At 71.6% G+C, this 23,429-nt stretch carries 18 protein-coding genes; 10 read left to right on the plus strand and 8 right to left on the minus strand.

The features are described 5' to 3' along the window. Positions 1 to 119: 119 nt before the first annotated feature. Complete coding sequence (locus tag ACFU97_RS11860) at positions 120 to 350, minus strand: DUF397 domain-containing protein (RefSeq protein WP_384254273.1); 231 nt, start codon at positions 348 to 350, stop codon at positions 120 to 122. 219 nt (positions 351 to 569) lie between these two features. Between ACFU97_RS11860 and ACFU97_RS11865 the strand changes: the two genes are divergently transcribed. Then, the gene (locus ACFU97_RS11865; protein ID WP_384254275.1) at positions 570 to 995 is read left to right on the plus strand and encodes an ATP-binding protein; all 426 of its coding nucleotides are present in this window, start codon (positions 570 to 572) and stop codon (positions 993 to 995) included. A gap of 40 nt (positions 996 to 1,035) precedes the next feature. Further along, entirely contained in the window at positions 1,036 to 1,536 is a 501-nt protein-coding gene (locus ACFU97_RS11870) for a hypothetical protein (RefSeq protein ID WP_384254278.1), read from the plus strand. Between the two features lie 19 nt (positions 1,537 to 1,555). Here ACFU97_RS11870 and ACFU97_RS11875 read toward each other — a convergent pair whose 3' ends face one another. Then, positions 1,556 to 2,344: an SAM-dependent methyltransferase gene (locus ACFU97_RS11875; protein ID WP_384254280.1), complete on the minus strand. Its 789-nt coding sequence runs from the start codon at positions 2,342 to 2,344 to the stop codon at positions 1,556 to 1,558. 212 nt (positions 2,345 to 2,556) lie between these two features. Between ACFU97_RS11875 and ACFU97_RS11880 the strand changes: the two genes are divergently transcribed. Beyond that, complete coding sequence (locus ACFU97_RS11880; protein ID WP_384254282.1) at positions 2,557 to 4,527, plus strand: potassium transporter Kup; 1,971 nt, start codon at positions 2,557 to 2,559, stop codon at positions 4,525 to 4,527. Between the two features lie 53 nt (positions 4,528 to 4,580). Here ACFU97_RS11880 and ACFU97_RS11885 read toward each other — a convergent pair whose 3' ends face one another. After that, positions 4,581 to 5,591 (minus strand): hypothetical protein, encoded by a 1,011-nt coding sequence (locus ACFU97_RS11885; RefSeq protein ID WP_384254284.1) that lies wholly within the window; start codon positions 5,589 to 5,591, stop codon positions 4,581 to 4,583. A gap of 125 nt (positions 5,592 to 5,716) precedes the next feature. Here ACFU97_RS11885 and ACFU97_RS11890 point away from each other — a divergent pair, with 125 nt between their 5' ends. The 5 genes from ACFU97_RS11890 to ACFU97_RS11910 all read left to right on the plus strand — a co-directional run bounded on the left by ACFU97_RS11890 (position 5,717) and on the right by ACFU97_RS11910 (position 14,008). Further along, complete coding sequence (locus ACFU97_RS11890) at positions 5,717 to 7,972, plus strand: heavy metal translocating P-type ATPase (RefSeq protein WP_384254286.1); 2,256 nt, start codon at positions 5,717 to 5,719, stop codon at positions 7,970 to 7,972. A 120-nt stretch (positions 7,973 to 8,092) separates the two neighbouring features. Further along, the gene (locus ACFU97_RS11895) at positions 8,093 to 8,689 is read left to right on the plus strand and encodes a GNAT family N-acetyltransferase (protein ID WP_384254289.1); all 597 of its coding nucleotides are present in this window, start codon (positions 8,093 to 8,095) and stop codon (positions 8,687 to 8,689) included. Positions 8,690 to 8,950: 261 nt separating this feature from the next. Next, positions 8,951 to 9,892 (plus strand): ABC transporter ATP-binding protein, encoded by a 942-nt coding sequence (locus tag ACFU97_RS11900; RefSeq protein ID WP_384254291.1) that lies wholly within the window; start codon positions 8,951 to 8,953, stop codon positions 9,890 to 9,892. Continuing rightward, positions 9,889 to 11,247 (plus strand): ABC transporter permease, encoded by a 1,359-nt coding sequence (locus ACFU97_RS11905; protein ID WP_384254293.1) that lies wholly within the window; start codon positions 9,889 to 9,891, stop codon positions 11,245 to 11,247. The genes ACFU97_RS11900 and ACFU97_RS11905 overlap by 4 nt, the downstream gene beginning before the upstream one ends. A 4-nt stretch (positions 11,248 to 11,251) precedes the next feature. Further along, a complete protein-coding gene (locus ACFU97_RS11910; RefSeq protein WP_384254296.1) occupies positions 11,252 to 14,008 on the plus strand; it encodes an alkaline phosphatase family protein in 2,757 nt (918 codons plus the stop codon). Positions 14,009 to 14,089: 81 nt separating this feature from the next. On the opposite strand, the gene ACFU97_RS11915 is transcribed toward ACFU97_RS11910, so the two are convergent. The 5 genes from ACFU97_RS11915 to ACFU97_RS11935 all read right to left on the minus strand — a co-directional run bounded on the left by ACFU97_RS11915 (position 14,090) and on the right by ACFU97_RS11935 (position 18,859). Next, positions 14,090 to 15,316 carry a glycoside hydrolase family 88 protein gene (locus tag ACFU97_RS11915; protein WP_384254298.1) on the minus strand — a complete coding sequence of 409 codons (1,227 nt, stop codon included), beginning with the start codon at positions 15,314 to 15,316 and terminating at the stop codon, positions 14,090 to 14,092. 63 nt (positions 15,317 to 15,379) lie between these two features. Continuing rightward, entirely contained in the window at positions 15,380 to 16,396 is a 1,017-nt protein-coding gene (locus tag ACFU97_RS11920) for a sigma-70 family RNA polymerase sigma factor (protein WP_384254301.1), read from the minus strand. A gap of 11 nt (positions 16,397 to 16,407) precedes the next feature. Further along, positions 16,408 to 17,370 (minus strand): alpha/beta hydrolase, encoded by a 963-nt coding sequence (locus ACFU97_RS11925; protein WP_384254303.1) that lies wholly within the window; start codon positions 17,368 to 17,370, stop codon positions 16,408 to 16,410. Positions 17,371 to 17,372: 2 nt separating this feature from the next. Next, entirely contained in the window at positions 17,373 to 17,801 is a 429-nt protein-coding gene (locus ACFU97_RS11930; RefSeq protein ID WP_384254306.1) for an SgcJ/EcaC family oxidoreductase, read from the minus strand. Between the two features lie 179 nt (positions 17,802 to 17,980). Further along, a complete protein-coding gene (locus ACFU97_RS11935) occupies positions 17,981 to 18,859 on the minus strand; it encodes a helix-turn-helix domain-containing protein (protein ID WP_384254309.1) in 879 nt (292 codons plus the stop codon). Between the two features lie 746 nt (positions 18,860 to 19,605). On the opposite strand from ACFU97_RS11935, the gene ACFU97_RS11940 reads away from it, so the two are divergent. Beyond that, complete coding sequence (locus ACFU97_RS11940; protein WP_384254311.1) at positions 19,606 to 21,588, plus strand: maleylacetate reductase and hydroxyquinol 1,2-dioxygenase domain-containing protein; 1,983 nt, start codon at positions 19,606 to 19,608, stop codon at positions 21,586 to 21,588. Further along, on the plus strand, positions 21,585 to 23,345 hold the full coding sequence (locus ACFU97_RS11945) for an FAD-dependent oxidoreductase (protein WP_384254313.1): 1,761 nt from the start codon (positions 21,585 to 21,587) through the stop codon (positions 23,343 to 23,345). The genes ACFU97_RS11940 and ACFU97_RS11945 overlap by 4 nt, the downstream gene beginning before the upstream one ends. Positions 23,346 to 23,429: the final 84 nt, after the last annotated feature.

Genomic DNA, 23,429 nt, shown 5'->3' on the forward strand with positions numbered 1-23,429 from the left:
CCGCATTATTCCACCTCTTGGCGCCCTCGCGCATGCGTGGGCCGAAGCGGAGTGCGACCATCCGTGCGGGCGGCCCGACGCGTGTGGGTCAGCCGGCGTGACAGGCTCCCGGCGGGGCGTCACAACAGATCGTCGAACTCGCCGTCCTTCGCGGCCGCCAGGAAGGCGGCGACCTCGGCGGACGTGTAGATCAGCGCGGGGCCGTGCGGATCACGGGAGTTGCGGATCGCCACGCCGCCCTCGGCCAGGGCGGCGACCTCCACGCAGTTTCCCTCGGCGTTGCTGCGTCGGCTCTTGACCCAGCGGACACCCAGTGAACTCGCTCGTACCCCGTTCGAAACTGATGGCACTGCAGTCTCCTTGGCATGACTGGCTCGAACTGCACGCGCAATTTCTCGTGAAATTGCACGGACTGGCTGTCGACGTGGATAATAACCAAGGCACCAACGTCCGTGTCAGCGCCCCGTCCTGACGCCACCGCAGGAGATGCCGTGTCGCTGCCCGTGCAACCAGCACCCTGGTCCGGACCGAGTCCGCTTCCAGGCCGCACCACCCCGGCCGGGTCCGCCGTGCGCGCCCGAGCAAGGGCCGCCGGCCTGCGTCTGGGCGGCGGCCGTACGGCATGCGCCGAGGCCCGGGAGTTCACCGAACGCGTCGTGGGCGACTGGGAGTTGGATCATCTCCGGGACGACGCCCTGACCGTCGTGTCCGAACTGGTCGCCAATGCCGTGCTGCACGGCCGGGCGGGCGACGCGGGTGGGGGAGTCGGGTCCGAGTTGCTGCTGAGGCTCAAGCGCCGTCCGGCACACCTGATGTGCGCGGTCACCGATCGCGGTGAGACGCTTCCCAGCCCAGGACAGGCGGGTGCCTCACTCGAGGAGGGCGGCCGCGGACTGATCATCGTCGAGGCGCTGTCCCAGCACTGGGGCTGGACCCGGTGCAATCCCGTCGGCAAGACCGTCTGGGCGATGCTGCCCACCGAGGCGCGCACCTGACGATGAGGTCACGACCGAGGTCCGAAGCGGGGAACGTACGGTGACGGACCAGGTGACGGACGAGAAGCCTGCCACCGCGCTCCAGGACGTCGGACGGGTCGCGTGGCAGGAGATCGAGGACTCCTCGGGGTCCGCGGCGGCCATCCCGTTCCTGCTCGCCGCCATCGCCTCCGGCGACGCGGCCGCCGCGCTGAACGCCCTGGACCGGCTGCGGCACCGCATCTGCCGGCACGGCTTCGTCGTCGGCCAGGCGACGGCCGTCACGGTCCCCTTCCTGTGGGACCTCGCCCAGCGCCCCAGGACGACCTGCCGGGTGCAGATCCTCCTGCTGCTGCGGGACATCGCCGACGCCCGCCAGTGGGAGATCACGGCCGCCGCCCACCCGAAGATCCGCCGGCGCCACGGCGCCTACGTCGAGTGGGAGTCCGCCGCCCGCCACGCGGTGCGCGCCCAGCGCGGCGCCCTCGTGCGGCTGCTGGCCGAGCAGGACACCGAACTCGTCCACGCGACCCAGGCGCTGGCCTCCACCCTCACCGACTGAGGGCGGAGGCCGGGGTGATTCAGGCGACGCGGGCCACTCCCGCGTAGATGCCGCTGTCCTCGCGCTCGGGCATCTGGCCCGGCACACCCCACTCCGTCGCAGTCACCAGGCCGGGCGGCACGAGGTCCAGGCCGTCGAAGAAGCGCTCGACCTGCGGGCGGGAGCGGAAGCCCAGTTCGATGCCGCCCTTCGCGTACTCGGCGGTGACCTGTGCGGAGAGCTCCGGGAACAGGTCGGACGAGGCGTGCGACAGTACCAGGTAGCTGCCCTTCGGCAGGGTCGCGACCAGGCCGCGGACTATGCCGTGGGCGTCCTGCGCGTCCGGGATGAAGTGCATCAGCGCGATGAGCGACAGGGCGATCGGACGGTCGAAGTCCAGCATGTGCCGGGCGTGCTCGACGATGCGGTCGGGCCGGCGTACATCGGCCTCGATGTAGTCGGTGGCACCCTCGGGGCTGCTGACCAGCAGCGCCTCTGCGTGGCGCAGCACGATCGGGTCGTTGTCGGCGTAGACGACCCTTGCCGTCGGGACGACGCGCTGGACGATCTGGTGGAGGTTGGGCTCGGTGGGAATGCCCGTGCCGATGTCCAGGAACTGGTCGATGCCCTGCGTGGCGAGCCAGGCCGCCGCACGGTTCATGAACTCCCGGTTCTGCCGCGCGGCATCGCGCGCCTCGGGCGGCAGCTGCTCGCCCACGGCCTCGTCGACCGGGTAGTTGTCCTTGCCGCCGAGCAGGTAGTCGTAGACCCGCGCGGGATGCGCCTTGCTGGTGTCGATCCGAAGGGACGGCTCGGGCCCGGTCGTCATCGCAACTCCATCGCGCCGGTGAATCAGGGGCAGGCGAAATACGCGATCATCGTACTCGGGCCGTGATGTTGGTTGTGTGAGAGGGGAGTTGGACGGCCGGCTCGGTGCGCGCCGCGCAGGTGCCCCCTACCGGCCGTCGCGCCTACGCCCCGGTAGTGTCCGCTCCGATGCGGCGGACCTGGGGCGGACGGTTCGCCAGGAGGAGGATCACGATGGCGGATCGTCGGGACGAGACCCCGTCCGGCGGGGAGCCGGTGACACAGGGGCCGCAGGCGCGTCCTTCGGCTGCCCGGCAGACGGTGCGCCTCGCGGTGGTGATCGGCGCCCTTGGCGTGGTCTTCGGCGACATCGGGACCAGCCCGATCTACACCCTCCAGACGGTGTTCGACCCGGGCGACCCGCACCCCGTCCCGGTCAGTGCGCAGAACGTGTACGGCGTGGTCTCGCTGGTGTTCTGGTCGGTGATGATCATCGTGACCGTCACCTACGTGCTGCTGGCGATGCGCGCCGACAACGAGGGCGAGGGCGGCATCATGGCCCTCATCACGCTGGTGCGGCAGCTGAGTTCAGGGCGGAGCCGGCGCACCGCCGTCGTGCTGGCCGGACTGGGCATCTTCGGTGCCTCGCTGTTCTTCGGCGACAGCATGATCACCCCGGCGATCTCGGTGCTGTCGGCCGTCGAGGGCGTCAAGGTCGTCGAGCCGTCGCTCGGCGGCGCCGTCGTCCCCATCACCGCGGTGATCATCGTGATCCTGTTCCTGGTGCAGCGCCATGGCACCGCGGCGGTGGGCCGGGTGTTCGGACCGGTCATGATCGCCTGGTTCACGGCCATCGGCGCATGCGGCGTCGGCGGCATCACCGACCACCCGGACATCCTCAAGGCGCTCTGGCCGAGCTATGCCCTGGGCTTCCTGTTCGGCCATTTCAGCACCGGCTTCTTCGCCCTGGCCGCGGTCGTGCTCGCGGTCACCGGCGCCGAGGCGCTCTACGCGGACATGGGCCACTTCGGCCGGCCCGCCATCACCCGTGCCTGGCTGTTCCTCGTCTTCCCCGCCTGCATCCTGAGCTACCTCGGCCAGGGCGCGCTGATCCTCGACGACCCGCACAACATCAGCAGCCCGTTCTTCCTGCTCGTACCGCACTGGGGGCGCTGGCCGATGGTCGTGCTGGCCACGGCGGCCACCGTGATCGCCGCCCAGGCGGTCATCACCGGCGCGTACTCGGTCACCTCGCAGGCCGCCCAGCTCGGCTACCTCCCGCGGCTGCGCATCGCGCACACCTCCGAGACCACCATCGGGCAGATCTACGTCCCCTGGATCAACTGGCTGCTGATGGTCTCGGTGCTCACCCTGGTCTTCGCCTTCCGCAGCTCCACGGCGCTCGCGTTCGCCTTCGGCATGGCGGTGACCGGCACCATCACCATCACCACCCTGCTGTTCTTCTACGTCGCCCGGGTGAAATGGGGCACGCCCCGCTGGGTGGTCGCGAGCGGAGCGTCGGTTCTGCTCTTCGCGGACCTGCTGTTCGTGGGCGCCAACCTGACGAAGTTCGTCCACGGCGCGTGGCTGCCGCTGCTGATCGGCCTCACGATGTTCACCATCATGGTGACCTGGCAGCGCGGCCGCGAGATCGTCACCGCGTCCCGCATCCGCAACGAGGGCTCCCTGCGCGACTTCGTGGACCAGCTGCGCACCGGGGAGCTGTCGGAGCTCCGTGTCCCCGGTACGGCCGTCTTCCTCAACCGGGGCAAGCAGACCGCACCACTGGCCATGCGGGCCAACGTGGAACACAACCACGTACGGCACGAGCACATCGTGATCATGTCCGTCGAGACCGAACCCGTGCCCCGCGTCCCGCCCGAGAACCGGGTCGTGGTGGACAGCCTCGGCTACGCCGACGACGGGATCGTCCATGTCACCGCCCGGATCGGTTACATGGAGACGCCGGACGTGCCCGGCACGCTCGCGATGCTCGATCCGGCCCAGACGGAAGGGCAGTTGGAGCTCGACCAGGCGTCCTACTTCCTGTCGAAGATCGAGCTCCAGCGTGGCGACGAGCCGACGATGGCCCCGTGGCGCAAACGCCTGTTCATCGCCACCTCCTACATCACGGCCGACGCCGCCGAGCACTTCGGCCTGCCCCGCGAGCGCACTGTCATCATGGGCTCGCAGATCGAGGTGTAGCCGGTCGGCGTGGAGCCGGCTCCGCGAACCGTCTCCGGGGTCCGCGAGCGGCGTCAGTGCGGGTGCGCGGAGTCCTCGGCGTCCGCCGAGGGCGAGGTGGAGACCTCCGGCTGCCGCACCGCGCCGTCCGTCCGGACCGTGAACGCGGCGGTGTGCACCTTGCCCTCGTGCTTGAAGTCGAGGAACAGCCGGTAGGTGCCGGCGGTGGGCGCGGTGGCGGAGAAGGAGATGTCCGGCCCCGGGCGGGTCGTGCCGTCGCCGGGCTCGCCGTGGGGATGCACGTGCAGGTACGCGAGGTCTCCGGAGCGCAGGGCGACCAGGTGGCCGTAGGCGCCGAGATAGGGCTGGAGGTCACGCACCGGCCTGCCGTTCCTGATGACGGTGAACGTCAGCCGGCTGCTCTTCGCAGGTGCCGGGCGGCCCTGGAGGCGCACTTCGTACCCGTCGACCGTGACCGTGCCGCCGGGGGCGGGGAGCGGGGCGGGCCGGTACGTGCCGGACGCGGTGAGGTCGGCTCCCAGCGTGAGGCCGTCGCCGCCGCGCGGCGTGAAGTCCGCGAAGACGCGGTAGGCACCGGCCCTGGGCAGGCTGACGGGCGTGGACCAGGTGCCGTCCGCGGCGCGGGCCGGGTGCAGATGGCGATAGGTGGTCAGGTCCCGTGACGCGATGATCAGGTGCAGTTCCTTGGTGTGCTCCCGCCGGTACGCGGTGAGCGCGCGCCCGGTCGCGTCCCGGACGACCGCGAACCGCAGGTTCGTGCTCCGGCCCGCCTCGACCGCAGGCGTCTTCAGGTCGAGGGTGTAGCCCCCTTCGGATATCTGCAGTCCGCCGGGCGGTGCGGCTGACGCCCGGCTCCCCTCCTCGTGCCCGCCGTGGGCGGCCGACTCGTGCTCCCCGCGGGCGGTTGACTCGTGCTCCCCGCGGGCGGCCGACTCGTGCTCCCCGTGCGCCGCGGGCCTGGGCTCGGGGGAGATCTCGCCGACGCCGCTGCCCACGCCGTAGGCCGTGCCGAACGTGGCGGCGAGCGCGGCGGCGAAGACGGTGATCCGCAGTCCGGTGTTCATGGTCGTTCCTCGTCTCTGGGCGGCCTCTGAGGGACTCGATGCACTTCACGGTACCCCTAGGGGGTATGAAGTCAAGTCCGGATCGACCTTGCCTTGCATACCGGTGGGGGGTATACATGGCAGACATGACCACCACCACATCCGGTGCCGCCGAGGTGGAACTCGCCATCGGCGGCATGACCTGCGCCTCCTGTGCCGCCCGTATCGAGAAGAAGCTCAACCGCATGGACGGCGTCGAGGCGAGCGTCAACTACGCCACCGAGAAGGCCAAGGTCACCTTTCGCGAGGACATCGCCGTCGCGGATCTGATCGCCACCGTCGAGGCCACCGGCTACACCGCGCAGGAACCCGCATCCACCGCGCCCGAGACCGGCGCCGACGACGCCGACGAGCCGGAGGAACTCCGTTCGCTACGCCAGCGGTTGACCACGGCGGTGGTGCTCGCCGTGCCGGTGATCGCCCTGGCGATGGTGCCGGCGCTGCAGTTCGAGTACTGGCAGTGGCTGTCACTGGCGCTCGCGGCGCCCGTGGTCACCTACGCCGGCTGGCCCTTCCACCGGGCCGCCTGGACCAACGCCCGGCACGGTGCGGCCACCATGGACACGCTGATCTCGGTCGGTACGTCGGCCGCGTTCCTGTGGTCCGTGTGGGCCCTGTTCCTGGGTACCGCCGGCACACCCGGCATGAAGCACCCCTTCGAGCTGACCATCGCCCGCGGCGACGGCGCCGGGAACATCTACCTGGAGGCCGCCGCCGGAGTGACCGCCTTCATCCTGGCCGGCCGGTACTTCGAGGCCCGGTCCAAGCGGAAGGCGGGCGCGGCGCTCAGGTCGCTGCTGGAACTGGGCGCCAAGGACGTCGCCGTTCTGCGCGGAGAGCGCGAAGAGCGCATACCCGTCGGGGAGTTGAAGGTCGGCGACCGCTTCGTCGTCCGGCCCGGCGAGAAGATCGCCACCGACGGCACGGTCGTCGAGGGGTCCTCCGCCGTGGACGCCTCCATGCTCACCGGCGAGTCCGTCCCGGTCGAGGTGACGGTCGGGGACGGCGTCACCGGCGCCACCCTGAACGCCGGCGGACGTCTGGTCGTCGAGGCCGGCCGGGTCGGCGCCGACACCCAACTCGCCCGTATGGCCAAGCTGGTGGAGGACGCGCAGAACGGCAAGGCCGCCGCCCAGCGGCTCGCCGACCGGATCTCCGGCGTCTTCGTCCCCGTCGTCATCGCCCTGTCCCTCGCCACCCTAGGCTTCTGGCTCGGCAACGGCGCCGGGCTGACCGCGGCCTTCACCGCCTCGGTCGCCGTCCTGATCATCGCCTGCCCGTGCGCCCTGGGCCTCGCCACCCCCACCGCGCTGATGGTCGGCACCGGACGCGGCGCCCAGCTCGGCATCCTCATCAAGGGTCCCGAGGTGCTGGAGAGCACACGCAAGGTCGACACCGTCGTCCTCGACAAGACCGGAACCGTCACGACCGGCCGGATGACCCTGCTTGCCGTGCACACGGCCGACGGCACGGACGAGACGGAGGTCCTGCGGCTGGCCGGTGCCCTGGAGCACTCCTCCGAGCACCCGATCGCCCAGGCCGTCGCCACCGGGGCCGCCGCCCGGATCGGCACCCTGCCCGCCCCGGAGGACTTCGCCAACGTCCCCGGCCTCGGCGTCCAGGGCGTCGTCGACGGACACGCCGTGCTCGTCGGGCGCGAGCACCTGCTCGACGAGTGGGCCATGGCGCTGCCGCCCGCCCTCGGGCGCGCCAAGGCCGCGGCGGAGTCGGCCGGGCGTACGGCGATCACGGTCGCCTGGGACGGAGAGGCCCGCGCGGTCCTCGAAGTGTCCGACGCCGTGAAGGAGACCAGCCCCGAGGCGGTCCGCCGGCTGCGCGCTCTCGGCCTCACCCCCGTGCTGCTCACCGGCGACAACACGGCCGCCGCCCAGGCCGTGGCCGCCGAGGTGGGCATCGACGCCGAGCACGTGATCGCGGAGGTACTGCCGCAGGACAAGGTCGACGTCGTCAAGCGCCTGCAGGGCGAGGGGCGTTCGGTCGCCATGGTCGGCGACGGTGTCAATGACGCCGCGGCGCTCGCCCAGGCGGACCTGGGCCTGGCGATGGGCACCGGCACGGACGCCGCGATCGAGGCGGGCGGCCTGACTCTCGTACGAGGAGACCTGCGCGTCGCCGCCGACGCGATCCGCCTCGCCCGCCGCACCCTGGGCACGATCCGGTCCAACCTGTTCTGGGCCTTCGCCTACAACGTCGCCGCGCTTCCGCTCGCCGCGGCCGGCCTGCTCAACCCGATGATCGCGGGCGCCGCCATGGCCTTCTCCTCGGTCTTCGTGGTCGGCAACAGCCTGCGGCTGCGGAGCTTCAGGGCCGTGGAGGGATGAGCAGCCGTCTCGCCCAGCGGGCGGCCGGGCGGCCGGGCGGTCACCGGTCGCCCGGGTGGCCGTCGTCCGGTCGTGCCGCTCCGGCGCGACGGGTGGGCAGGTGGTTGGTAGCGTGCCCGCATGACCGAACCCGAGCACCGTGTCGTCGTCGAGGGCTCCCGGATCATCACGCCGAGGCTGGTCCTGCGGCCCTGGACCGTCGACGACGCCGAAGCCGCCCTGCGGGTCTACGGTGCCGAGAACGTCGCCCAGTGGCTGGCCCCGGCGATGGAGCGGGTGGCGGACACCGCGGCGATGCGGACCGTCCTGGAGCACTGGGTGACGAGCGCCGGTGCGCTGGAGACGCCCACGGGACGCTGGGCGATCGAGCTCCGGGACGGCGGGTCGGTGGTGGGCGGTGTGGTGCTGCTGCCGTTGCCTCCGGACAGGCGGGACCTGGAGATCGGCTGGCAGCTCGCTCCCGACGCCTGGGGGCAGGGCCTGGCCGCGGAGGCCGGTCACGCCGTGGCGCACTACGCGTTCGAGTCCGGCGTGGAGGAGCTCTTCGCGGTCGTGCGGCCGCGCAACGAGCGGGGCGCGGCGACGGCCCGACGGGTCGGGATGGAATGGGTGGGGGAGACCGACAAGTACTACGGCCTGCGGCTGCAGGTCTTCCGTCTGCGGCCCGGCGATCTGGACGTCCCGGCGTTGCGGCCGGAGCAGCGGCCTGCCGTCTGAGCTGAAGCGACACCGGCCCGGGCCACGCGCCCGGGCTTCGTCATGTTCCGGGATGGGATGCGTCGTGGAGCGTCAATTGTCCTGCCTCAATGACCTTGTCCTGTAAGTCAGTTGTGTCGAGGCGTCCGCGCCCCTTGTACGTGTGTACCGCACGTGACTTGCCCTCCCCTTGACGATCCGTTCCTTGAGCGTTCAGCCAGGCGTCTGTGTCCGGGTTGTGTGCCGTCCTTATGGTCCCTGCGGATTTCGAAAGAAGGGGCTATGGACACACTCCACGCGGTGAGGGCTCGGGCGATCACGAAGAGCTTCGGTGAGGTCGTCGCACTCGACGGCGTCGACCTGGATGTGATGCCCGGTCAGATACACGGTCTGGTCGGGCCGAACGGCGCCGGCAAGACGACCCTGCTCGGCCTGGTGCTGGGCCTCGCCGTCGCCGACGGCGGTCGGCTGGAGATCCTGGGCACGCCGGTCGGACGGGCGCTCGCCGCTCCCGACGGTGTCGCCGGATTCGTGGACGGCCCCGGCCTCTACCCCTCGCTCACCGCCCGGCAGAACCTCGCCGCGCTGGCGGCGCTGCGCGGCCACGACGCGCGGACGGCCGGAGTCGACGAGGCGCTCGACCAGGTCGGGCTCACCGATGTCGCCGACGACAAGGCGCGCGGCTTCTCCCTCGGGATGCGCCAACGGCTCGGGCTCGCTGCCGCGTTGCTGACCAAGCCCCGGCTGCTCGTCCTCGACGAGCCGTCCAACGGTCTCGACCCGGCGGGCAAGAAGCATGTGCACGGTGTCCTGAACCGGCTCGCCGCCGACGGCACCGCGGTGGTGCTTTCCAGTCACCGCATGGACGACCTCGAGGCGCTCTGCTCGGAGGTCATCATCCTCGCCACCGGGCGGGTCGTGTTCTCGGGGCCGCCCGGCAAGCTGGCCACCGAGAACCGCGAGCTCGACTACCGGCTCGTCACCTCCGACCCGAAGGCCGCCCGCCAGGTGGCCACCGACGCCGCCGGCATCCACGTCGTCGACGGTGCTCACCTCCGCCAGGACGCCGACGTGCTCGTGGTGCGCGCACTCGTGCCCGCCCTCGACACCCTGGTGGTCCAACTCGTCCGCGCAGGCGTCGCGTTGCGTGAACTCACCCCCGTCGTGTCACCGCTCGAGGCCGCGTTCCTCGCCCTCACCGAGCAGCAGGAGGCCTCCAGATGACCGCGACCGTCGTCAACGCCGCGGCCACGGCGGCCCGTCCGGTCACGGTGACGCGTGGCTACCGCTTCGAGCTGGTCAAGCTCGTCTCGCAGTGGCGGATCCGGCTGCTGGTCCTCGCCTGCTGGATCGTGCCCGCCGTGTTCGTCGTCGGGGTGGGCCAGCAGAGCACGCTCCCCACCGACACCCTCTTCGGCCGCTGGATGCTCGCCACCGGCTGGGCCGCGCCGCTGGTGATGCTCGGCTTCGCGGGCACCTGGGCGCTTCCGCTGCTGACCTCGGTGGTCGCCGGAGACGTGTTCGCCTCCGAGGACCGGCTCGGCACCTGGCGCCACCTGCTCGTGGCGGTGCGCTCGCCCCGCCGCATCTTCGTGGCCAAGTCGCTCGCCAGCCTCAGCGTCATCCTGCTGCTCGTGGCGGGCCTCGCCTGTTCCAGCGTCGTGGGCGGGCTCCTGGCGGTCGGCAACCGGCCGCTGGTCGGCCTCGACGGCCATCTGCTGACGCCGTCCGACGCGGCCGGAAAGGTATTCCTCGCCTGGGCGTGCGTGCTCGCCCCCACCCTGGCGCTCGCCGCGATCGGACTCCTCGGGTCGATCGCCCTGGGACGCTCCCCGATGGGGCTGCTGCTGCCCGCGCTCGTGGCGCTCGTGATGCAGCTCGCGCAGATGCTGCCGCTGCCGGTCGCGGTGCGCCTCGCCCTGCCGGGCTATGCCTTCATCGCCTGGAACGGCCTGTTCACCGACCCCATGCAGCTGCGCCCGCTGCTGATCGGCATCGTTGTCAGCCTGCTGTGGGCCGTGCTCGCCACGACGCTGGCCCATCTGCTGTTCCTGCGACGCGACTTCACCAACCTGACCTACGACGGCTCCGGGCGCCGCGCGGTCACCGCCGGGCTCCTGCCACCGGCCGGACTGCTCGCCCTCACCGTCGCGGTCGTCGCCGTGGCGACCCCGTCCACGGGCTCGGGCATCCAGCAGTCCAAGGTGCAGCGGTCCGTCGCCACGGCCTTCGCGCACCTCTACCGCCTCCAGACCGAGCAGCTGCATCGCCCCGCCGTCACCGAGGCGCAGCTGCGGGCGTCGGCGGCGTGCAACAAGGGCGCCGGCCAGCTCGCCGCCGAAGGACCGGGCAACGACTGGCGCTGCGTGGTCAGTTGGCACCTGCCCGGCGTCAAGGCCACCGGATCGGCCATCTACCAACTCGACTTCACCGCGGACGGACGGTTCGTCGCCGACGGCGACGGGCCGAAGGAAGTGAACGGCTACTTCCTCGTGCGAACCCCCACCGGTGACGCACCGAACCCGCTCTGGCAGTTCGACGGCAACGTCGAGCTGCTCGACTCCACCCCGAAGGGATGACCTCATGCAGGTAACACGGCAGCGCCGAATGAGCGAGAAGGAGCAGATCAGCCTTTTCGGCAGACGCTTCGGTCGCCGGACCTTGCTGGTGACGTCCGGCATCGCCGTCGCCCTCGCCGTCACGGGCACCGCGGTCGCCTCGACGTACCAGTTCGGAACCCAGCAGGTCGGCCAGGTCACGGCCGACGGGCAGGTCGTCTCCGCCGATCAGTACATCGCGCCGTACGGCAACCGCACCGTCATCAACGACGGCAAGATCATGTCGTCCTCCGTCAGCCCGGACGGCACGCACCTCGCGGCCGCGGTGGCCGACGGTGACGCGTCGCTGGTCGTCATGGATCTCAAGACCGGGCAGGTGAAGCAGAAGGTCGGCACCAACGCGGCGGACGACCTGCGCATCAAGAGCGGCGCCGTCGGCCAGGAGGGCCCCTCGTACTCGCCCGACGGCAAGCAGCTGTGGCTGGGCCAGGCCGACGGCTACACCAAGTTCACCGTCAACGCGGACGGCACCCTCGCCAACCCGGTGACGGTCTCGATCCCGGCCGACGGCTCCAAGCACGCGCTCGTGGGCGCCGCGGTCTTCTCCGCCGACGGCTCCACCGTCTACTCCGCGGTCAACGGCCAGAACAAGGTGGTCGCCATCGACGCGGCCACCGGAAGCATCAAGCAGAGCTGGGCCGTCGGCAACGCGCCGCGCGGACTCGCCCTTGTCGGTGGCAAGTTGTACGTCAGCAACGAGGGCGGGCGCCCGGCGAAGCCCGGCGACACCACGATCAACTCCTACGGTACCGACGTCGTGGCGAACCCGGACACCGGCGCCAGCACCACCGGCACGGTCAGCGTCATCGACACGGCGGACCCGTCCGCCGCCGTCGGCAGCATCGACGTCGGTCTGCACCCGACCGCGGTGTACGCGAAGAACGGCGCGGTGTTCGTCACCAACACCGCCGACAACAACGTGTCCGTCATCGACAGCCGCAAGGACAAGGTCGTCCAGACCATCTCCACCCAGCCCTGGCCCGAGGCGTCGGTGGGCTACGAGCCCAACGCCGTGACCCTCACCGACGACGGCCGTCTGCTGGTGACGCTCGGCCGGGCCAACGCCGTCGCGGTCTACCGCTACAAGTCCCCCCAGGCGCCCGCCAGTTACGTCGGCCTGCTGCCGACGGACTACTTCCCTTCGGAGATCACCACCGTGGGCAGGAACGTGGTCGTCTCCAACACTCGTGGCATCGACGCCCGCCGGCCCTCCACCAGCGGCGGCCACGGCACCCACGACACCACGTCGAGCCTGACGCAGTTCACGCTGCCCGACGACCGCACCGTCCGGTCCCAGACGGCCAAGGTCTTCAAGCAGAACGGCTGGACGCCCGGCTCGGTCACGACGTCCAAGGGCAGGAGCCATGCCAAGCCCGTGCCCGTCCCGGTGCGGCTCGGCGACCCCTCGACGATCAAGCACGTCTTCCTGCTCGTCAAGGAGAACCGGACCTACGACCAGGTCTTCGGCGACATGCCGCAGGGCGACGGCGACCCGACGTTCACGCAGTTCGGCGAGAACGTGACGCCCAACCAGCACGCCCTGGCCAAGCAGTTCGGGCTCTACGACAACTTCTACGACATCGGCACGAACTCCGCCGAGGGCCACAACTGGCTGATGCAGTCCGACAACCCGGAGTACACCGAGTCGTCGGCCGGCGAGTACACGCGCAGCTACGACACCGAGAACGACGTCCTCGGCCACCAGAAGAGCGGCTTCATCTGGTCCGGCGCGCAGGCGGCCGGCAAGTCCGTGAAGGACTACGGCGAGTTCCAGTCGGTCGAGAGCAAGCCGGCCGGGGCGACGTGGCAGAACCTGTACTGCGACGCCAAGACCATGGAGTCGACCGGGGCGAAGACGGCGTACCCGATCCAGACCGGTTCGGCGATCCCGTCGCTGAACAAGGTGTCGGTGCCCGGCTTCCCGCTGTTCGACCTCGACGTGCCGGACGTCTACAAGTACCAGATCTGGAAGCAGGACTTCGAGAAGAACGGTCCGGCGAACCTGAACATGTTCTGGTTCTCCAACGACCACACCGGCGGCCCGCCGAGCCCCGCCGCCGAGGTCGCGGACAACGACCTCGCGGTGGGCAGGATGGTCGACGAGATCTCGCACAGCAAGTACTGGAAGGACTCGGCGATCTTCGTCGTCGAGGACGACTCGCAGGCCGGCCTCGACCACGTCGACGGCCACCGTGCGCCGGTCCAGATCATCAGCCCCTGGTCCCAGCACGGCAAGGTCGACAACCACTACTACTCGCAGATCACGATGATCCGCACCGTCGAGCAGATCCTCGGGATCCACCCGATGAACCAGAAGGACAGCGCGGCGACCCCGATGTACGGGGCGTTCAGCCGGAAGCCGGACGGCACCCCGTTCACGGCGCAGGCCAACCGCACCTCGCTGACCGACGGTTTGAGCACCCTGCCTCCCTGCGGCGCGGACACCCCGGCCCCGCAGGACGCCAAGGCGGCACCCGCGCCGACGGCGGCGAAGGTGCCGGCGGACAAGCAGAAGCTCGCTGCGCAGTGGAAGACGTGGGAGTCGCACCAGCGGCTCACCGGCCCCCACGCCGTGCCCGACTACGCCAACCCGGCGCAGATGAACCGCCTCACCTGGTACGAGACGCACAACTGGACCAAGCCGTACCCCGGTGACAGCAAGGTCTACGCACCCGACGACGTACCGGGTGCCTACCTCCCGTCGCCGGAGAACGACGGCTGACGCCGGCCCCGTCCACCGTCAAGGAGCCCTTGGCCGGCCACACCCGCTGGCCGGCCAAGGGCCTTGGCGTTGCTGCGGAGTTCAGACGCTCGACAGATCGACCGCCCGGTCGACGTCCCGCGGCTGGAGGACGCGCAGGATGCCTTCCATCAGGTAGTAGTCGGCGTAGGGGAGGGAGATCTCGACGCCGTCCTCGGCCGGACGGTTGCGGGTGCAGCGGGCGACCACCGCGTCCGCGCGCGCCGAGTTCCTCGTCAGGCAGGTCGTCGACAGCGCGGTGAGCATGCGCAGCGCCACGTCGCGATAGGCCTGCCGCCCGGTGGCGGCAGCCAGGTCGAGCAGTCCGCACGCCATGACGGCACCGGCGGACGCGTCCTTGACGTCGTACGGCTGCTGCGGCGCGCGGTAGTCCCAGACGGGAACGTGGTCCGGGCTCAGGGCGCCCACCGCGAAGTCCGCGAGTCTGCCGGCGGTGGCCAGGAACTCCTTGTTCCCCGTCCGCCGGTACATGGTGGTGAATCCGTAGACGCCCCAGGCCTGTCCACGGGACCAGCAGGAGGACGGGCTGTACCCCTGCACGGTGTTGGGGCCGATGGGGGCGCCGCTGTCCGGGTCGAAGTCGTAGACGTGCGGCGTGGACCCGTCGGCGCGGGGAAAGACCTTCCGCGCGGTCTTCGCGTGCTCGACCGCGATGTCCAGGTACTTGGTGTCACCGGTCTGACGGCTCGCGAACGCCAGCAGGTCGAGATTCATGATGGTGTCCATGATGACCCGGCCCGCGTTCGCCGGGTCGCTCAGCGCGCCCCAGGCACGGATGAAGTGCCCGCGCGGGTTGTAGCGCTGGATGAGGGAGTCCGCGGCCCGCACCGCGCCCGCCCGCCACGCGTCGTCGCCCGTCAGCCGCCAGGCGGTGACCCATGACGGATAGAACAGGAACCCCAAGTCGTGTGTGCCGGTGTCGTTCTGACGGGGGGCCAGTTTCTGAGCGGAAGCCAGGGCCCAGGTGCGGAACACCTCGTCCTTGCTGCGCAGGTACGCCATCCACAGCGTCCCCGGCCAGAACCCGCCGACCCAGTCGCCGTTCTGGGAGTACGTCCACTTCTCGAACTTCGTCCCGACGGGGAACCCGGTCACCCCCGGCGCCACGGAACGGACCTTCTCGACGGCGTAGTCGGCGGCCGCGCCGAGCGTGCGCAGGGTCGCCGCGGACGTCCCGCCCTCGACCGCTTCCGCGGCCGGTGCCGCGGTCACGCAGGCGGCTGCGGCACCGGCCGCCGTGGACAGCACCGTACGCCGGGAAAGGGTCATGGCTGGACCTCCAACTGGACGCGGGGAGAGCGGAGTTGGATGAGCGTTGCACACGTTGGCGGATTACGTACACCCACGTGAGCTATGTTCATCTACGTGAACTCCGGTATCGAACCTCGCCAGTAGGTCGGAACCGCCCGCGAAGACGTGGATGTGGCTGATGCCGGTGGTGGTCACCGTGAGGACGCCGAGCCCGAAGGCGCGGTAACTCCCGTCAGGGGAGCGGTGGTAGGCGGCTGCGGCGGGCTGGCCGTTGGCGGAGACCGGGATCATGCGCCAGTCGCCGGGGGAGCCGATGACGCGCGCGAGATAGGCCAGACAGGTCTTCCTGCCGGAGAACCATGTGCGGGTGCCGACCATCTCGATGGCCGCATCCGCGCGCAGCGCCTGTTCCAGGGCTTCGGTGTCGGCGTTCTGGAAGCCGGCGACGTACTTCTCCAGCAGGCTCACGGCCTGGGGGTCGGTGGGTTCGACGACGTGCTCCGGCCGCGGTGCCACCTCGTGCAGCCGGGCGCGGGCCCGCTGCAGCGTGCTCTTGACCGCCGGGGTGGTGGTGCCGAGCATGGCGGCGACCTCGGCGGCGGGGAAGGCCAGCACCTCACGCAGCAGGAGCACGGCGCGCTGCCGCGGGGGCAGGTACTGCAGCCCCGCCACGAGCGCGAGCCGCAGGCTCTCGCGGCTCGTGACGATCGCGGCGGGGTCGGCCGACTGCGCGCCGACCAGTACGTCCGGCACGGGCTGCACCCAGTCGACGTCGGGACCCGCGGGCTCGGGCCGGGTCCCGACGTCGGAAGTGGGAGCGCCCAGGCCGGACGGCAGGGCACGGCGGCCACGGTGATCGAGCGCGTTCAGGCAGGCGTTGGTGGCGATGCGGTACAGCCACACCCGCAGGGACGAGCGGCCCTCGAAGCCGCCGTAGGCCCGCCAGGCCCGCAGATAGGTCTCCTGCACCAGGTCCTCGGCCTCGTCCGCCGAGCCCAGCATGCGGTAGCAGTGCGCCAGCAGTTCGCGTCGCAACGGCTCGGTGCGGCGGGTGAATTCGTCCGCGTCGGCCACCGGGCCGCCTGTCCTGCCCGTCATGGTCGCTCCGTTCAGTCGGGGGCGGTGCCGGGGCCGGTCAAGGTGCCAGGTCCGGTCAAGGTGCCAGGTCCGGTCGCGGGCCGCAGGCCGAGCTTGGGCCGTACCCACGCGGCCATCCGCCGGACGGCGTCGTCCGCCTCCGGCGCCCGGCCCGCGGCCATCTGGAAGGTGTGCAACATGCCGGGAAACACGTCGAGTTGTACGTCGACGCCGGCCTTGCGGGCGCACTCGTCCAGGCGCCGCCCGTCGTCGAGCAGCGTCTCGTCCCCGCCCACCTGGATGTAGATCGGCCCGAGCCCGGACAGGTCGGCGTGGACCGGGCCGGCCAGCGGATCGCGCGGGTCGCCGTCCGGGCCCAGGAAGATGCCCGCGAACTGTCGTACCGACTCCCGGAGGAAGAAGGGATCCCGGTCCCGGTTGGTGGCGTACGACTCGCCGTCCGCCTCCAGGTCCACCCATGGGGACATCAGGAGCGACGCGGCCGGTAGGGGCAACCCCTGCTGCCGTGCCCGCAGTTGGGTCGCGAGGCAGAGGCCGCCTCCGGCGGAGTCGCCCGTGAAGGCGATCCGGTGGGCGCGCAGCCCCTGCTCCAGCAACCACCGGTACACGGTGGTCGCGTCGTCCACCTGGGCGGGGTGGGTGTGCGCCGGGGCGAGCCGGTAGCCGAAGACGAGCGCGCGGGCGCCGGTCGCCTTGGCCAGGTGGCCGAACATCTTGCGGTGGGTGTAGATCGAACCGCTGAGGTATCCGCCTCCGTGCATGCAGAGCAGCACCGGGTCGTTCGCGCCGCCCTTCGGCGTGACCCACATCGCGGGCACGCCGTCCGCCTCGGTCTCGACGTAGTCGACCCCCCGCGGTTCGGCCGTGAGATCGCCCCAGGCCTCGTCGTCGAGCGGCTCGGCGTCCGGCTCCACCATGGCGCGGCGCGCCGCCGTCCAGTGCCTGCGGACCGCGTCCGCCTCCTTGCCGGCCATGATCACGCCTCCCCGTCCGCGACGGCGGCCCGCTCTGGGCAGTTGTGGAACGCCTGCACCCGCCAGTCACGGCCGTGCCGGGCCAGCACCCATGTCTCGAGGGCGCGGTTCGCGGGGTCGGGTGTGGTCTGACCGGCCAGGAGGATCGCCCCCTTGCTGATCACCACGGCCGTGTCGGCGCCGGCGAACCGGACGTCCTGCACCTCGTGCCGGGCGGACGAGCCCTTCAGCTCACCGGCGAAGAGGCTCGCCATCGTGTCCCTGATCGCCTTCCTGCCGGGCAGGTAGGCGCCGGGCAGGACGGCGGTGGCGGTCTCGGCGTAGGGCGCGGCGAAGGCGTCCGCGTCGTTGTCGGCCCAGGCCGCGTAGATCGAGTCCAGCACCGCGCGTACCGCGCGGTCGTCCTCGCTCCCTGTGTTGTCACTGGTCATGACGGTCTCCTCGACATCATGCGTGGTCTCGCTCCGCGGGGTCCGTCGTCGTGCGGCGGTGTCCGCCCGTGCTCGGCGGTGTCCGCCCGTGCTCGGCCGCGAAGCCTTCGTCCATACAGACCGGCGGGATCGTCAAAGGAATCGGTGGACCGCCGCGCGGCACTCGCACCGCGACCGGGTCAGCCCTCGCGGCGCAGCGCCGCGGGTGTCGTACCGAGGTGGGAGCGCAGGACGCGGGTCAGATGCTCCTGGTGCGAGAAGCCGCAGGCGGCCGCGACCTGGGCGATGGGCATGGTGCCCGCACGCAGCAGGCGGGCGGCCTGCTCCACCCGTAGCCGGACGAGGTAGCGGTGCGGGGGAGACCCCGTGCGGGCCTTGAACTGCCGGGCGAACTGGCTGACGCTCAGACCGGTCACCGCGGCCAGGTCCTCCAGCGACAACGGTTCCGAGAGGCGGACGGCGAGCAGTTCCCGGACGGCCGCGAACTGCCGGTCGGTGAGCCCCGCCTGCGGGGCCGGCGGCTCGGTGCCGCGGCGGCGGACGCTGTGCCGGCGGGCGAGTTGTGCCGCGATCATCAGGGCGAGCTGGTCGGTGTAGGTGGCGCCGCTGGGCTCCCAGCGGCGTACGACGCCGTCGAGGGACAGGACGAGCTGCTCCAGCAGCGGGTCCGTGGTGCCGAACTCCTCCTTGAGCCGGACGGGCCGTCCCTCGTCCGCCGAGGCCTGGAGCGCGGCGTCCGCCAGGTAGACATGCACCGTGTTGAGGTGCCCGCCGAGCTCCACGTCCAGCTCCGTGGCCGCCGGGTGCAGGAACAGGCCGCCTGGAGGCACCTGCCGGGCCGAGGTCAGCCCGCGGCGTCCCCGGCGCACGGTGACGGGGCCGTCCAGGTGCAGGATCAGCAGGTGGCTGCCGGCCCCCTGGAACGCCTCGCGGTAGGGGAGTTCCCGCTGGGTGGACACGTACAGGCGGTCCCAGCCCAGTCCGGCGCTGCTGCGGAGGGGACGCACGCCCGGCAGGGCGAGGATGCCGTGCGTGTCACCGAGCCCCATCTCGCTCATGCGGCCCTCCTTCGCGCCACGCCCAGTCTCCCCGCACCGCGGACCGCCGGGCAAGCGCCGGCGCCGGAACCCTCCGGGTGGGAGACGGCGCCGGCTCCACGCCCGCAACGTGTGGCACGGTCGGCCGCCGGGTGGGGGTGCGACGCGGTCAGACGCCCGCCCCATGCGGCGAGGCCGGTCGGCCCCCGGGTCGCGACGACGCGGTCTCATACCCGCCCCATGCGGCGCAGCCGGCCGCCTTCCGGGACGGGCATGGCGCGGCTGGACGTCCGCAACGTGTGGTGCGGCCCGTCGGCCTCCGGGTGGTGAGACGCGGCCGGTAGACCTGCTCGTTCTGCGCAGTGCGGCTGATGGCCCTCCGCGTGTGCGCGGCCCTGCCGATCACCCTCGGCGTGCGCTCAGCGCGGCCGGTCGGCCTCCGGGTGGGGCATGGCGCCGCTGGTAGACCCGCACGTTCGACGCCCGCGGCTGACGGCGCTCCGCGTGCGGCGCAGCGCGGCGTTCGCCCTCCGCGTGCGCTCAGCGCGGCCGCACGGCCGCTACACGCGGCGCTGCCCCTCCCCGCTACACGCGGCGCTGCCCCCCCGCCACATGTGGCGCAACCTCCCGCCCGTCACATGCCGCGCAGCCCCACGCGCTTTTCGTGCAGAGGGGCGCCGTGATTGTGCAGGAGGGATCCGTGCCCGGGGCCGAATACTGCGGCAAACGCCACGACCCCCACACGGCACACCCTGGAGAGCGGCTTCATGCGGAGTTTCGTACAGACGACCGGCCCGAGCAGGGTGATCTTCGGCGCGGGCACCATCGAGCGGGTGCGGGACGAGGTGGTGCGGCTCGGCGGAGCCCGGGTGCTGCTGCTGTCCGGCGGATCACCGGCGCTGCGCAAGGACGTCGAACGCCTCCGCGAGGTCCTGGGCGACCTGCTCGCGGCGGAGTTCGACGGCGCGGTCATGCACACCCCCGTCGAGGTGACCGAGCAGGCCCTCGGCCTGCTGCGCGAGCGGCGGGCGGACTGCCTGGTGGCGATCGGCGGCGGCTCGACGACCGGCCTCGCCAAGGCGCTGGCGGTCCGCACGGATCTGCCGCAGGTCGTCCTGCCGACCACCTACGCCGGTTCCGAGGTCACGCCGGTGCTCGGCGAGACCGTGGACGGCCGTAAGATCACCCGGACCGCGCCCGGCATCCTGCCGGAGACGGTCGTGTACGACGTGGACCTCACCCTCGGTCTGCCGGTCCCCTTCTCGGTGACCAGCGGCATCAACGCACTGGCCCACGCCGTGGAGGCCCTCTACGGCCCGGACGCCACTCCCGTCACCGACGCCCTCGCCCTGGAGGCGGTCGCGGCGATCGGCCGGGCCCTTCCCGCCCTGCACGATGACCCGGCCGACGCGGAGGCGCGGGCGGACCTGCTCCAGGCGGCCTGGCTGGCGGGCAGCTGCCTGGGCAGCGTCCGCATGGGGCTGCACCACAAGCTCTGCCACACACTGGGCGGCGCCTTCGGGCTCCCGCACGCCGAGACCCACACCGTGGTCCTCCCGCACGCCATGGCCCACAACGCCCCCGCCGCTGCGGAGGCCATGGCACGTGTGGCCCGCGCCCTGGGGGTGCCCGACGCCCCGTCCGGCGTCCACGACCTGGTGCGGAGGGTCGGCGGTCCCACGTCCCTCGGTGAACTCGGCCTCGCGGAGGCCGACTTGGAGCGTGCGGTGGACCTCGCCGTCGCGCAGCCGTACCCGAACCCGCGCGAACTCACCCGCACCGGCCTCGCGGACCTGCTGAGCGAAGCCTGGCGGGGAGGCCGCCCGCGGCCCGCCGCCGGTTCCGCCCCCGACCTGCGCCCGCTCACCGACGAGGTGGTGGCGAGCTTCGACGGCTGCACCGACTCCCGCCTGCGACACCTGCTCACCGACCTCGTGCGCACCCTGCACGGCTACGCCGTCCGCAACGACCTCACGGCTCAGGAGTGGCAGCGTGCCATCGACTTCCTCACCCAGGCCGGCCACATCACCACGGAGACCCGGCAGGAGTTCATCCTCCTGTCCGACACGCTCGGCGTATCCAGCGTGGTCGACGCCCTCACCAACTCCCGTACGCCCGAGACCACTTCGTCCGCCATCCTCGGCCCCTTCTACGTGGCCGGGCCACCCGCCGCCGAGCACGGCACCGACATAGCGGGCGGCCTCACGGGGACGCCGATGTGGGCTGACATCAAGGTCACAGACCCCGGGGGCACACCGGTCGCCGGTGCCGTCGTGGACGTGTGGCAGTCCAACGAGGACGGCTTCTACGACGTCCAACTCCCGGACCTGGACGGGCCGGTGCTGCGCGCCCGGTTCACCACCGGCGCGGACGGACGGTTCACGTTCTGGTCGATCCTGCCGTCCGCGTATCCGATCCCGGACGACGGCCCGGTCGGCAGAATGCTCGCCGCCGTGGGCCGCCACCCCTACCGCGCCCCGCACGTGCACTTCCTGATCAACGCCCCCGGCCACCAGCCGCTGATCACCCAGCTGTTCGTACGGGGCGGCGCCTATCTCGACGGCGCCCCGGGGCAGCGCGACACGGTCTTCGGGGTCAAGGACGACCTGGTCACCGACTTCACCCCGCACACCGGCCCGACCCCCGACGGCCGGCCGGTCGACGGCGAGTGGTGCCTGCTCGACTTCACCTTCCGCATCGCCCCCTCGGGTGCCGAACGCGCCCGGACGAGCTCCACGGAGACGGCATGAACACTCCCCGGAACCACGACACCGACGTCCTGGTCGTGGGCAGCGGACCCGCGGGCGGCACCGCGGCCCTGCTGCTGGCCACCTACGGTGTGCGGACCCAACTGGTCACCAAGTACGGCTGGCTCGCGGACACTCCGCGCGCCCACATCACCAACCAGCGGGCCATGGAGGTCTTCAGGGACCTCGGCATCGAGCAACTCGCCCTGGAGAAGGGGACACCGAGCCGGCTGATGGGCGACACCGTCTTCGCCACGGCGCTGCTGGGGGAGGAGATCGGCCGCATCCGCACCTGGGGCACCGGCGACGAGAGCCTGACCGAGTACGCGGCACAGAGCCCGTGCGGAATGATCGACCTCCCGCAGACCTACCTGGAGCCGATCCTCCTGTCCAAGGCGGCCGAACGGGGCGCCGTGGTGCGGCTGAACACGGAACTCGTCGACTTCGAGCAGGACGCGGACGGCGTGACCGCGCACCTGCGTGACCGGCCCAGCGGACACGAACACACCGTGCGCGCCCGCTACTTGATCGGCGCCGACGGTGGCCGCAGCCTCGTCGCGGACCGGCTCGGGCTGCCCATGGAAGGGCGGATGGGCAAGGCGGGCAGTATGAACATCGTCTTCAGGGCCGATCTCGCGCGGTACGTGGAGCACCGGCCCAGCGTCCTGTACTGGATCATGCGCCCGGGCGCCGACGTCGGCGGCATCGGCATGGGCCTGCTGCGCATGGTCCGGCCGTGGAACGAGTGGCTCATCGTGTGGGGCTACGACATCGACGGGCCCGCGCCGCAGGTCACCGACGAGGCGGCGACCGCGATCGTCCGCGACCTCGTCGGCGACGACACCCTCGACGTCGAGATCGACAGCGCCTCGCTGTGGACCGTCAACCACGCCTACGCGACCCGGTTGCACGACGGCCGCGTCTTCTGCGCCGGGGACGCCGTCCACCGCCACCCGCCGTCCAACGGGCTCGGTTCCAACACCTCCGTCCAGGACGCGTTCAACCTGGCCTGGAAGCTGGCGGCCGTCGTGAACGGGCAGGCCGGGCCCGGGCTGCTGGACACCTACACCGACGAACGGGCCCCCGTCGCACGGCAGATCGTGGAGCGGGCGAACCTCTCCCGCGACCAGTTCCTGCCCCTCTTCGAGGCCATCGGCGTGGTGGGCGGCGACGAGGAGGGGATCGCCAAGGCCCTGCACGCGGTGCGGCAGCCGGACGCGGAGGGGGCGAAGAAGCGCCGCGCCGTCCGCGAGGCGATCGAGCTGAAGCACTACGAGTTCAACGCCCACGGCGTCGAGCACAACCAGCGCTACGAGTCGGCCGCCGTCATCCCCGACGGCACCGCCGAGACGATCACCCGCGACGACGAGCTCTTCGGCCGCCCGACCTCCCGCCCCGGCGCGAAGCTCCCGCACGCCTGGCTCGTCGACCCCCACGGCAAACGGATCTCGACACTGGACCTCGTCGGCAAGGGCGCCTTCTCCGTCGTCACCGGCCTCGCCGGATCCCGATGGGCCGACGCCGCCGAGGAGTTGGCCACCGAACTCGGCGTCGGCCTGCGCGCGGTCGTCGTCGACCGCGACGCCCACGACGCGTACGGGGAGTGGAGCCGGCGGGCGGAGATCGAGGAGGAAGGCGTCCTGCTGGTCCGCCCCGACGGCTACGTCGCCTGGCGGCGGCCCGGCGGCCCCGCGGACGCAGCCGAGGCGACCCACCTCCTCAGGCAGGCCCTGACGACGGCACTGTGCCGGACCGACTGACGGGAACGAGGCGGGGACCCACCAACCGCACCCCCCCTTCGCCCCCTCCCCCCCCCCCCCCCCCCCTTTCCCTCCTCCCCCCCC

The organism is Streptomyces sp. NPDC057616, assembly GCF_042800575.1.
GTDB lineage: Bacteria > Actinomycetota > Actinomycetes > Streptomycetales > Streptomycetaceae > Streptomyces.

What these genes read in the sequence shown, in the direction of transcription:
- ACFU97_RS11905 (WP_384254293.1), top strand. Translation starts at nt 9,889, where the DNA reads ATGACCGCGACCGTCGTCAACGCCGCGGCCACGGCGGCCCGTCCGGTC.
- ACFU97_RS11920 (WP_384254301.1), bottom strand. Translation starts at nt 16,396, where the DNA reads ATGACGGGCAGGACAGGCGGCCCGGTGGCCGACGCGGACGAATTCACC.
- ACFU97_RS11890 (WP_384254286.1), top strand. Translation starts at nt 5,717, where the DNA reads ATGACCACCACCACATCCGGTGCCGCCGAGGTGGAACTCGCCATCGGC.
- ACFU97_RS11875 (WP_384254280.1), bottom strand. Translation starts at nt 2,344, where the DNA reads ATGACGACCGGGCCCGAGCCGTCCCTTCGGATCGACACCAGCAAGGCG.
- ACFU97_RS11935 (WP_384254309.1), bottom strand. Translation starts at nt 18,859, where the DNA reads ATGAGCGAGATGGGGCTCGGTGACACGCACGGCATCCTCGCCCTGCCG.
- ACFU97_RS11910 (WP_384254296.1), top strand. Translation starts at nt 11,252, where the DNA reads ATGCAGGTAACACGGCAGCGCCGAATGAGCGAGAAGGAGCAGATCAGC.
- ACFU97_RS11940 (WP_384254311.1), top strand. Translation starts at nt 19,606, where the DNA reads ATGCGGAGTTTCGTACAGACGACCGGCCCGAGCAGGGTGATCTTCGGC.
- ACFU97_RS11930 (WP_384254306.1), bottom strand. Translation starts at nt 17,801, where the DNA reads ATGACCAGTGACAACACAGGGAGCGAGGACGACCGCGCGGTACGCGCG.
- ACFU97_RS11880 (WP_384254282.1), top strand. Translation starts at nt 2,557, where the DNA reads ATGGCGGATCGTCGGGACGAGACCCCGTCCGGCGGGGAGCCGGTGACA.
- ACFU97_RS11945 (WP_384254313.1), top strand. Translation starts at nt 21,585, where the DNA reads ATGAACACTCCCCGGAACCACGACACCGACGTCCTGGTCGTGGGCAGC.
- ACFU97_RS11925 (WP_384254303.1), bottom strand. Translation starts at nt 17,370, where the DNA reads ATGGCCGGCAAGGAGGCGGACGCGGTCCGCAGGCACTGGACGGCGGCG.
- ACFU97_RS11895 (WP_384254289.1), top strand. Translation starts at nt 8,093, where the DNA reads ATGACCGAACCCGAGCACCGTGTCGTCGTCGAGGGCTCCCGGATCATC.
- ACFU97_RS11900 (WP_384254291.1), top strand. Translation starts at nt 8,951, where the DNA reads ATGGACACACTCCACGCGGTGAGGGCTCGGGCGATCACGAAGAGCTTC.
- ACFU97_RS11915 (WP_384254298.1), bottom strand. Translation starts at nt 15,316, where the DNA reads ATGACCCTTTCCCGGCGTACGGTGCTGTCCACGGCGGCCGGTGCCGCA.
- ACFU97_RS11885 (WP_384254284.1), bottom strand. Translation starts at nt 5,591, where the DNA reads ATGAACACCGGACTGCGGATCACCGTCTTCGCCGCCGCGCTCGCCGCC.